Source organism: Paenibacillus sp. 01T422 (assembly GCF_056398785.1).
The window spans coordinates 1-9327 of record NZ_JBFTQB010000147.1 but is presented as its reverse complement, the minus strand read 5'-3'; the positions used below and the strand labels follow the sequence as shown (position 1 = coordinate 9327).

General features: G+C 49.3%; 8 protein-coding genes. 7 read left to right on the top strand and 1 reads right to left on the bottom strand.

Annotated elements, in window-relative coordinates; translation table 11 throughout:
- The 3 genes from AC1DUA_RS10980 to AC1DUA_RS10970 form a co-directional block, all read left to right on the top strand.
- A partial coding sequence (locus tag AC1DUA_RS10980) for a peptide chain release factor 3 (RefSeq protein ID WP_477499778.1) occupies nt 1-1451 on the top strand: 1451 nt, incomplete at its 5' end.
- Nucleotides 1452-1602: 151 nt separating this feature from the next.
- On the top strand, nt 1603-2763 hold the full coding sequence (locus AC1DUA_RS10975) for a glycosyltransferase family 4 protein (RefSeq protein ID WP_477499777.1): 1161 nt from the start codon (nt 1603-1605) through the stop codon (nt 2761-2763).
- Complete coding sequence (locus AC1DUA_RS10970) at nt 2729-3520, top strand: YheC/YheD family protein (protein ID WP_477499776.1); 792 nt, start codon at nt 2729-2731, stop codon at nt 3518-3520. Before AC1DUA_RS10975 ends, AC1DUA_RS10970 begins: the two co-directional genes overlap by 35 nt.
- On the opposite strand, the gene AC1DUA_RS10965 is transcribed toward AC1DUA_RS10970, so the two are convergent.
- Nucleotides 3515-4795 (bottom strand): putative bifunctional diguanylate cyclase/phosphodiesterase, encoded by a 1281-nt coding sequence (locus AC1DUA_RS10965; protein WP_477499775.1) that lies wholly within the window; start codon nt 4793-4795, stop codon nt 3515-3517. The two genes, AC1DUA_RS10970 and AC1DUA_RS10965, sit on opposite strands and share 6 nt — an antisense overlap.
- A 335-nt stretch (nt 4796-5130) precedes the next feature.
- Here AC1DUA_RS10965 and AC1DUA_RS10960 point away from each other — a divergent pair, with 335 nt between their 5' ends.
- The 4 genes from AC1DUA_RS10960 to AC1DUA_RS10945 all read left to right on the top strand — a co-directional run bounded on the left by AC1DUA_RS10960 (nt 5131) and on the right by AC1DUA_RS10945 (nt 9170).
- A complete protein-coding gene (locus AC1DUA_RS10960) occupies nt 5131-6162 on the top strand; it encodes a LacI family DNA-binding transcriptional regulator (RefSeq protein WP_477499774.1) in 1032 nt (343 codons plus the stop codon).
- A 69-nt stretch (nt 6163-6231) separates the two neighbouring features.
- Entirely contained in the window at nt 6232-7392 is a 1161-nt protein-coding gene (locus AC1DUA_RS10955; protein ID WP_477499773.1) for a Gfo/Idh/MocA family protein, read from the top strand.
- Between the two features lie 33 nt (nt 7393-7425).
- The gene (locus AC1DUA_RS10950; protein WP_477499772.1) at nt 7426-8055 is read left to right on the top strand and encodes a ThuA domain-containing protein; all 630 of its coding nucleotides are present in this window, start codon (nt 7426-7428) and stop codon (nt 8053-8055) included.
- Nucleotides 8056-8075: 20 nt separating this feature from the next.
- A complete protein-coding gene (locus tag AC1DUA_RS10945) occupies nt 8076-9170 on the top strand; it encodes a Gfo/Idh/MocA family protein (protein ID WP_477499771.1) in 1095 nt (364 codons plus the stop codon).
- Nucleotides 9171-9327 lie beyond the last annotated feature (157 nt).

Here is a 9327-nt window from a genome sequence, read left to right as displayed (position 1 = left end):
TGGCAGGAACGGTCAAAGGACGCAAAGCCAGCAAGCACGCAACGTCTGACTGGATGGAAATTGAAAAGCAGCGTGGAATTTCCGTTACGTCCAGTGTGATGCAATTCGACTATGAAGGGCACCGGGTTAACATTCTGGATACACCTGGTCACCAAGACTTCAGTGAGGACACGTACCGGACACTTACAGCTGCGGATAGCGCGGTGATGTTGATTGACGTGGCCAAAGGGGTCGAGACACAGACCAAGAAGTTATTCCAAGTCTGCCGGATGCGCGGCATTCCGATCTTTACGTTTATTAACAAATTGGACCGCGAAGGACGCGATCCATTCGAGCTTCTMGAAGAGTTGGAAGAAGTGCTCGGCATTCGCTCCTATCCAATGAACTGGCCGATCGGGTCAGGCAAACAGTTCTGCGGCGTGTATGATCGCGGTAAGTCGCAGCTGGAACTATACAATGGTGAGGATCACAAAGAAATTGAAGTACGCAAGGTAGAAGGCGTGGACGATCCGCTGGTTCGCCAAATTGCCGGCGAATTCTTGCATCAACAACTACGCAATGACATTGAACTGCTGGACGTAGCGGGTGACCCCTTCGATATGGAGAAGGTGCTGAAGGGCGAACTTACGCCTGTATTCTTCGGAAGTGCCGTGAACAATTTCGGTGTGCAGACGTTCCTGGAGAACTTCCTGCAGCTGGCGCCAAAGCCGGAACCGCGCAATAGTACGGCAGGTGTAATCGAGCCTACCAAAGAAAAGTTCTCGGGCTACGTTTTCAAAATTCAAGCGAATATGAATCCAGCTCACCGCGACCGCGTTGCGTTCCTTCGCATTGTGTCCGGTAAATTCGAGCGCGGCATGTTGGTTAAGCATGTCCGTATGGGCAAAGATATCAAGCTGGCTCAGCCCCAGCAGTTTCTGGCGCAAGACCGCGATATCGTGGAACAGGCATTCCCTGGTGATATCATTGGTTTGTTCGATCCAGGCATTTTCCGTATTGGAGATTCACTGAGCGAAGGGGAAGCAATCGTTTTCGACGAACTCCCAACGTTCTCGCCGGAACTTTTCAGCAAGGTTTCGATCAAGAACGCACTGAAGCAAAAGCAGTTTCTCAAGGGCATTGATCAGTTGACGGAGGAAGGTATGATTCAAGTCTTCACGACGATCGGTTTTGAAGATATGATCCTAGGTGTCGTTGGCCAGTTGCAGTTCGAGGTGCTTGAACACCGGATGAGATCAGAATATGGTGTAGATATTCTCCTGCAGCGCCAGAACTATCAGTTCGCTCGCTGGATTGTCGATGAGAAGATCGACCCGAGCAAATTCCGTATTAATTCCCAGCTTGTAAAGGATAAAAAAGGGAATTACGTCGGTTTATTCGAGAGCGAATATGCACTAAGATCCTCCGTAGAAAAGAACCCAAGCGCGAAGTTTCTAACGAGTGCTCCATAAGACTTTAAATAACACGAAGAGGCTGTGCACCAGAGTAAAATCTGGCGTGCGGTCTCTTTTTTTTTAGTTGCCGATGAACGGTTTGCTTCATACAATAAGTACGGGTTACGAATACAGGGCGCGCAGGCCTTAAGGATGTGAATGAGAGACCGTGCATTTACTGATCATTGCTCCTGAACAAATTCCAGTGCCGCCGCTAAAAGGTGGATCCGTTGAAATATGCATTTATGCCATTGCCCGGCAGCTTGCCAAACAGCACCACGTGACCATCATATCGAGGCAGCATCGTGCTTATACAAACACGACCCGGAGGGGCTCGCTCAAGATTGTAAGGGTTCGGGCGGAGAGTTCGAAGCAATACTTGAAGGAAGTTATGAAGGCGATGAAGGCCGAGAAATTCGACTGGGTTCAGGTAGACAATAGACCCCTATTCGCGGCAGCTATTAAACGCCAGTTTCCCCGTAGTCCCGTCTCTCTTTTCTTGCATTCGTTAACGTTTGTGAAACCGCCTTATGTTTCGATTTCGAAGTGCTCGGCACTGCTAAGTAAAGTGGATTGGGTTGTAGCGAACAGTTCCTCACTGGAGCAGGAACTAATCCGGTTATTTCCCAAGCGCCGCGCCAAGCTGCATCACATTTACCTTGGGACAGATAATAAGCGATTCATGCCCAGATCGGCAGCAATGAAGCTAAGGCTGAGGAGAAAATACCGCGTTGGCCGCGGTTTCCATATCCTTTATGTCGGTAGACTGATTAAACGCAAAGGGATTACACAATTAATTAAAGCTGTACATTTGGCTAGGAAAAAGGTGGCTGGCTTAAAGCTTTTGATTGCTGGCGGGGAGCAAAGGAAAGGGTATAGAGCATCCTTGCAGAGAAAGGCGCGAAGGCTTGCAGTGCCAACCAAGTTTCTGGGAAATATTCCCCATCGCCATATACATGAGGTGTATGGCCTCGCCAATTGCTTCGTATGTCCTTCGCAAGAGCATGAAGCTTTTGGATTAGTGAACGTGGAAGCGATGGCTTCCGGACTCCCGGTAATCGCTTCGGCCAACGGGGGGATTAAAGAAGTCATACAGCACGGGCATAATGGGGTATTGATCCGTGACTTCAGAAACCCTAAAGCCTTCGCACAAGGAATTGTGGCCATAGCTACGCAGAAAAAGTGGGCAGGCGGCATAGCGCAGCAGGCTAGGAGCGATGCCGTTAAGCGGTTCAGCTGGCAGGCCACAGCGCAATCACTGGCCGATTTCTATAGACTGAAGCTGGAGGAAAGACATGAGAAAAATCCTAAAGAAACGGACGAAGGTTAGATATCCMAGATATGTCATGAGTAAGATTGGCAAAACCAAGGCGGTAGAGGCCACAGCAGTTCTAAAGGAGTATGTGCCGACGACGAAATGGATGACCGCAGAGACACTGAAGCAAATGCTGAATCAGCATAAAATGGTCTATATTAAGCCCAACGTAGGCATGTTCGGAAATGGTGTGATTCGCGTCGAATTGTCGGACGGTGAGGGAGCGATTATGCCGTATTCCTATCAGCTTGGGGTTAGTTTGAAACGATTCAAAACATTTGAAGACATGTATGTCTCCATCAAGAAGAAAACGGGAAAAACACCTTATCTGGTCCAGAAAGGGATTCACTTGCTGAAATATCAAGGGAACCGTTTCGACCTGCGAATCATGGTGCAGCAAACACCTTTGCGTGATTGGGAAACAACTGGCGTGATCGGCCGAGTGGCACATCCGAGCAAAATCGTGACGAATTTTCACAATGGGGGAACTCTGAAGCCGGTTGATACACTGCTGCATAGCTACTTGCCTGCCGGGGAGCGGGATGACTATGTCAAGAAGCTGCAAGTGCTCGGGAAACGCGTGGCGAAAGCGATTAATACGAAGTACCGGGGAGTTAAGGAAATAGGGGTTGACGTTGCTCTGGACAAAGATTTGCATCCATGGATTCTAGAGGTCAATACGAGTCCAGATCCTTACATTTTCCGCAGACTGCGGGATAAGCGTATATTTGCGAAAATGCAGAGGTACGCCAAAGCATACGGCCGGTTATGAAATCATAACCGGTCTGTTGTCATAGCGATGAAAGCTTTGCTCGATTTCGTAAACGGAAACCGGCGGACTTAAGAGATAGCCCTGGATCGTCGTGCAGGTGGTTTCTCGCAATATTTCAAGCTGGCTCAATTCTTCTACACCTTCAGCTACCACTTGCACGTTAAGGGCGTGGCCAAGGTGAATAATGGCGTTAGTTATTGCTAAATCGTCTTTATTGCTATGTATATTTTTTACGAAGGATCGGTCGATTTTCAAGCAGTGAATTGGAAAATGTTTCAGATAATTCAGTGAGGAGTAGCCGATTCCGAAATCATCGATGGAGATGGAGATTCCTTGCTTGCAGAGCTTCTCTAACACAGCTATCGTATTTTCCATGTTTTGCATGATGGAGCTTTCGGTGATTTCGAACTCCAGATAGGCGGGATTAATGCCAGTTTGTTCAATGATATGAATAGCTTTATCCGAGAAGCCTTCGTCTTGGAATTGACATGGCGAGATGTTGACAGCAACCTGATAGTCTAAAATACCAGCTTCGAGCCATCTCACCTTCTGGAGGCAAGCCTCGCGGAGGACCCATTCGCCAAGGGGCATAATCAGTCCGCTCTCTTCTGCAAGCGGAATAAACTCGTTAGGCGGTATCATGCCGAGCTTGGGATGATTCCATCGCACCAAAGCTTCCAGACAAATAATTTTGCCAGTAGAGAGCTCCAGGCGCGGTTGATAATACAAGATGAGTTGATTTTCTATAATAGCTTTGCGCAGCTCGGTTTCCATTTCCATGGAGCTGGCTTGTTGTGGTGAAAGCATGGGGTGGTAGGTGAAAAGCTTATTTTTGCCAGTCTGTTTGGCGGCTTGAAGTGCTTGGTCAGCTTGCTTCAACGCTTGTTCGACGGTTGCAGGCGTTAGCTCTACTGCACTTATACCCATACTGACGTTAATGTAACATTCCTGTTCCTGAATCGTAAACGATTGCTCAAAAAGCTGCTGTATCTGCTGAATTATGTGGGACAACTGTTCCTGATGGAGTACGTGTATAACCAGCGCAAATTCATCATCTCCGGATCGAACGGCGAGACTGCAATTAGAGACAGAGCGAAGTCGATGAGTGACTTCAGCCAGCAGACAATCACCGGAAGCGTAGCCGAGTGAGAAATTGATATGTCGAAATCGGTCTATATCCAAGATAAGAATGAATTGAATATGTGCGTCAGGCATAGCGCTGCTATGACGTTTTACTGCTTTTTTGATCAAAGTTAAAAGGTGACTTCGAGTCACTTTTTTCGCACTCCGCCGAGTACTAATCGTTCTTGATGAGGCCAAGTGAAGAAGTCGCTGGGTTACGTTCATTATGATCACTCATTCCCACATCATAGTTGTCCATGTACCCATAATCATAAAACGAAAGGCAAGGAATAGGCAATATAATAAATTAGATCATTTTACAGAAATTAGTCGTTTTTTGTTAGTTTTATTTGTTGGAAATTGGCATTGGTGTCGAAATGTGAGGCGCATAATTAATGGTGATTATGTATTGACAAAAATAGCTCTTAAATGAGAAAATGTACGCGTGTACATAAAAGGATTTCAGTAACGAAAATGGAGGCTTCTACATGGTGACTAGAAAAGAGGTTGCTGAATTAGCTGGTGTTTCTGAAGCGACCGTTTCCCGTGTATTTAATGGGCTCGGGCCCATGAAGCCTGCTACCAAGGCACGTGTTCTGGAAGCGGCTGGCCAGCTGAATTATCATCCGAATGCGATTGCCCAAAGCTTTGCACGAAGACGCAGCGGAAATCTCGGGGTGGTGCTTCCTTATATGCCTAAGGTGCATCTGTTCTCAGCGTATTATTTTGCGGAAATCCTAAGCGGGATCGGCGAGCAAGTAAGGGAGCAGGGGTATGATATGCTTCTATCGCTGCTGAAGCCGGATGAAAGCTTGGATTACGCAGGGCTCTACCGATCGCAGAAAGTGGATGCTTGTGTCATCCTGGGCGCAAGAGATACACCGCAGCAGCGAGAATCGCTCCAACAACTGCAGGAGCAGGGGCATCCCTTCTGCTTGGTTAATCAGCATTTTGAGGGTTTAGCCTTTCATGAAGTGGATGCTGATCATGTTGAAGGCAGCTATCAGGCTGTGCGCCATCTGCAGGAGGAGGGCTATCGGAAGATCGCCTTCTTGAACGGCTCGCCGGAGTACTCCAACTCCGGGGACAGGCTTCAAGGCTATCTGAGAGCGATGTATGACGCGGGGCTTCAGACGCCACACGAACTGCTGCTCGAAGGCAACTACAGCCGGAAAAGCGGTTATGAAGCAGCCGAGAGGCTTTGGTCGCAGCGGGAGCAGGTGGAAGCGGTTTTTGCCGCAAATGACCGCATGGCCATCGGCCTGATGCAAGGACTCCGGGAAAAAGGTTGGATAGCAGGTCGCGACTTCGCCGTTGTTGGCTGCGATGATTCCGATGCTGCCAAACTCAGCGACCCTCCGCTCAGCAGTATTAATGTGCCATTTTATGAGATGGGAAAAGAAGCAGCAAGAAGTGTATTGACTCGCGTTATGCAGKGGGAAAGCGTGAATCCTCATAGTATTAAGTTGCCAACTCAACTGGTCATTCGTCAATCAYCTAAGAGCAATTCACATATATAGGCGGGAATCTATGAGGCGGGGAGATAGGGATTAGGGTACGATTAACCACTTAAGGAGGCTTTCTATTTTATGAAATCATTCAATATTGGTATGGTCGGTTATAAATTTATGGGCAAGGCGCACAGCCACGCTTATAAAGATCTACATATGTTTTTCCCGCAAACGGCGGTGCCGAAAATGAAGCTCATCTGCGGGCGCGATGAGCAAGGGGTCAAAATCGCAGCCGAGCAGTTCGGCTGGGAAGGTTACGTCACTGACTGGCGCGAGCTGGTCACGCATCCGGAGATCGACATCGTCGATATCAATGCGCCCAGCGACGCGCACAAGGAAATCGCGCTTGCAGCGGCCAAAGCCGGCAAGCACTTGTTCTGTGAGAAGCCGCTGGCGCTGACCCTTGCGGATGCAAGGGAGATGCTGGAGGCGGCTGAAACAGCTGGGGTGAAGCACATGGTCGGCTTCAACTATCGGTTTGCTCCTGCGGTGCAGCTCGCGAAGAAGCTGGTCGAGAGCGGTCGACTCGGCCAGATCTATCACTTCCGCGCTTGGTTCCTGCAGGACTGGATCGTAGATCCGACGTTCCCGCTGGTGTGGCGCTTGCAGAAGGAGATTGCCGGCTCTGGGTCGCACGGCGACTTGGGCGCGCATCTAATCGATCTGGCGCATTTCCTGGTCGGCGATATGACAGAAGTCATCGGCATGAGCGAGACGTTCGTGAAGGAGCGCCCACTGCCGAGCTCCATGACAGGCCTAAGCGCCAAAGGCAGCAAGGATGCGCCGCACGGACCAGTAACCGTTGATGACGCGACGCTGTTTATGGCTCGTTTCGCGAACGGAGCGCTGGGGAGCTTCGAGGCAACACGATTTGCACCCGGTCACCGGTGTACGAATTCTTTTGAGATTAATGGTAGTAAAGGCAGCGTGAAGTTTGATTTTGAGCGTTTGAACGAGCTGCAGGTCTATTTTACAAGTGATGAAGAGGACGTTCAGGGCTTCCGCCGTGTTCTGGCAACAGATCCGTCCCACGCTTATATGGATGCTTGGTGGCCGGCAGGACATACCATCGGGTATGAGCATACGTTCGTGCACGAGGTTGTTGAGCTGATGAATGCGCTTACAGAGGACCGTCAGCCGGTTCCGAATTTTGTGGATGGTGTGAAATGTCAAGAGGTGCTGGAAGCCGTGGATCAATCCATTGAGCAGCGCCGTTGGGTGAAAATTAGCGAGGTTTAGGCTTAATCATAAGTGGAGAGGAGCTTGTCCAAGATGAGTAAACAAGCATTGATTGTCTGGGGTGGCTGGGATGGTCATCAACCTGAGGAAGTGGCAGGTATTTTTGAGGGGTTATTGCGCGGCGAAGGTTATGGCGTTGAAGTATCTGATACGCTGGACAGCTTTAAAGATGCGGAACGTTTAAAAAGCATTGATCTGATTGTACCCGTATGGACGATGGGGAAAATTGAGAAAGAGCAGTTGGCACCTTTACTTGCCGCAGTCAAAGAAGGCGGAACGGGGATTGCCGGCTGCCACGGCGGGATGGGAGATTCCTTCCGGAATGACGTCGAATATCAGTACATGGTCGGCGGTCAATGGGTCGCTCATCCGGGCAATGATGGTGTTACGTACACGGTGCGGATCAAAGATCGCCAGCATGCTCTTACAGAGGGAATGGATGATTTCGTTGTCGTCTCTGAAAAGTATTACATGCATGTCGATCCTGCCATTCAGGTTCATGCGGTTACGGATTTCGGGGATGTAGAGATGCCGGTCGTTTGGACCAAAACCTATGGCGAAGGCAAAGTGTATTATAACTCGCTTGGCCATCAAGCCAACATTGTACAGATGCCTGAAACACTTGAACTTATGCGCCGCGGCTTGCTGTGGGCGACACGATAACAAACAGGAGGAGCAAGAAGATGAGTAAAATGAAGGTTGGTATTATCGGTTGCGGGAATATTAGTGCTGCTTATATGAAAAATATTCCTAACTTTGAGCATCTTGAGCTGCTTGCTTGCGCGGATATCGATTTGGGGAGAGCAAAAGCACGGGCGGAAGAGTTTAATATTCCTCATGCTTATTCGGTTCAGGAGCTTCTGAATGATGCGAATATTGACATTGTCATCAATCTGACGATTCCGGCTGCACACGCTGAAGTTTGTATTCAGGTGTTGGAAGCGGGCAAGCACGTTTATGTGGAGAAGCCGCTTGCGGTTACGCGCGAAGAGGGCTTGCGTATTCTTGAGGTGGCTCGCCGTAAGGAATTGTTGGTCGGCAGTGCGCCGGATACATTCCTAGGTGGAGGCATTCAAACATGCGTGAAACTGATCAATGACGGCTGGATCGGCACACCGATTGCCGCAACAGCTTTCATGATGGGCAAAGGTCACGAGCATTGGCATCCAGATCCTGAATTTTACTATGCAAAAGGCGGCGGCCCTATGTTCGATATGGGACCCTATTATCTGACAGCGTTAGTTGCGTTGCTTGGGCCTATTCGCCGCGTAACGGGCTCGACGGGAATTAGCTTCCCAGAGCGTACAATTAAGAGTGAGAAAAAACGCGGACAGAAGATCACGGTTGAGACGCCAACACATATTGCGGGCGTGCTTGATTTCCATAGCGGTGCAATTGCTACGCTGGTTACTAGCTTTGATATTATGGGCGGCACGCAGCTGCCGAACATTGAAATCTATGGCAGTCATGGTTCTTTACGTGTACCGGATCCGAACACATTTGGCGGTCAGGTGATGATCCGTAAAAATGGTTCCGACTGGGAGCCGATTCCTTTGTCTCATGGCTACAAGGAAAACAGCCGCGGGTTGGGTGTTGCGGCAATGGCGCAAGCGCTAATTAGCGGTGAGAGTGAAGCGCATCGTGCGAATGGTGAGCTGGCGTACCACGTGCTGGAAGCTATGCATGGCTTCCACGATGCAGCCAGTGAAGGCAAACACTATGTGATGCAGAGCAGCTGTGAAAGACCGGCACCATTGTCGCCGGATACGGTGCTATAGTTTTGGTGATTATCCTCCTCTTGATAGAGGGGGATTTTTTTGTTGGTTGTAGGGGATGTGCAGGGATGTGCAGTCGTGGATGGGCTCGGAAACGTGTAGAAAGTACAGGTAATTTGTGAGTTTTAGCTGATAAAAGAGAAAGTGATGTATTTTGTAC

What these genes read in the sequence shown, in the direction of transcription:
- AC1DUA_RS10950 (WP_477499772.1), top strand. Translation starts at nt 7,426, where the DNA reads ATGAGTAAACAAGCATTGATTGTCTGGGGTGGCTGGGATGGTCATCAA.
- AC1DUA_RS10955 (WP_477499773.1), top strand. Translation starts at nt 6,232, where the DNA reads ATGAAATCATTCAATATTGGTATGGTCGGTTATAAATTTATGGGCAAG.
- AC1DUA_RS10945 (WP_477499771.1), top strand. Translation starts at nt 8,076, where the DNA reads ATGAGTAAAATGAAGGTTGGTATTATCGGTTGCGGGAATATTAGTGCT.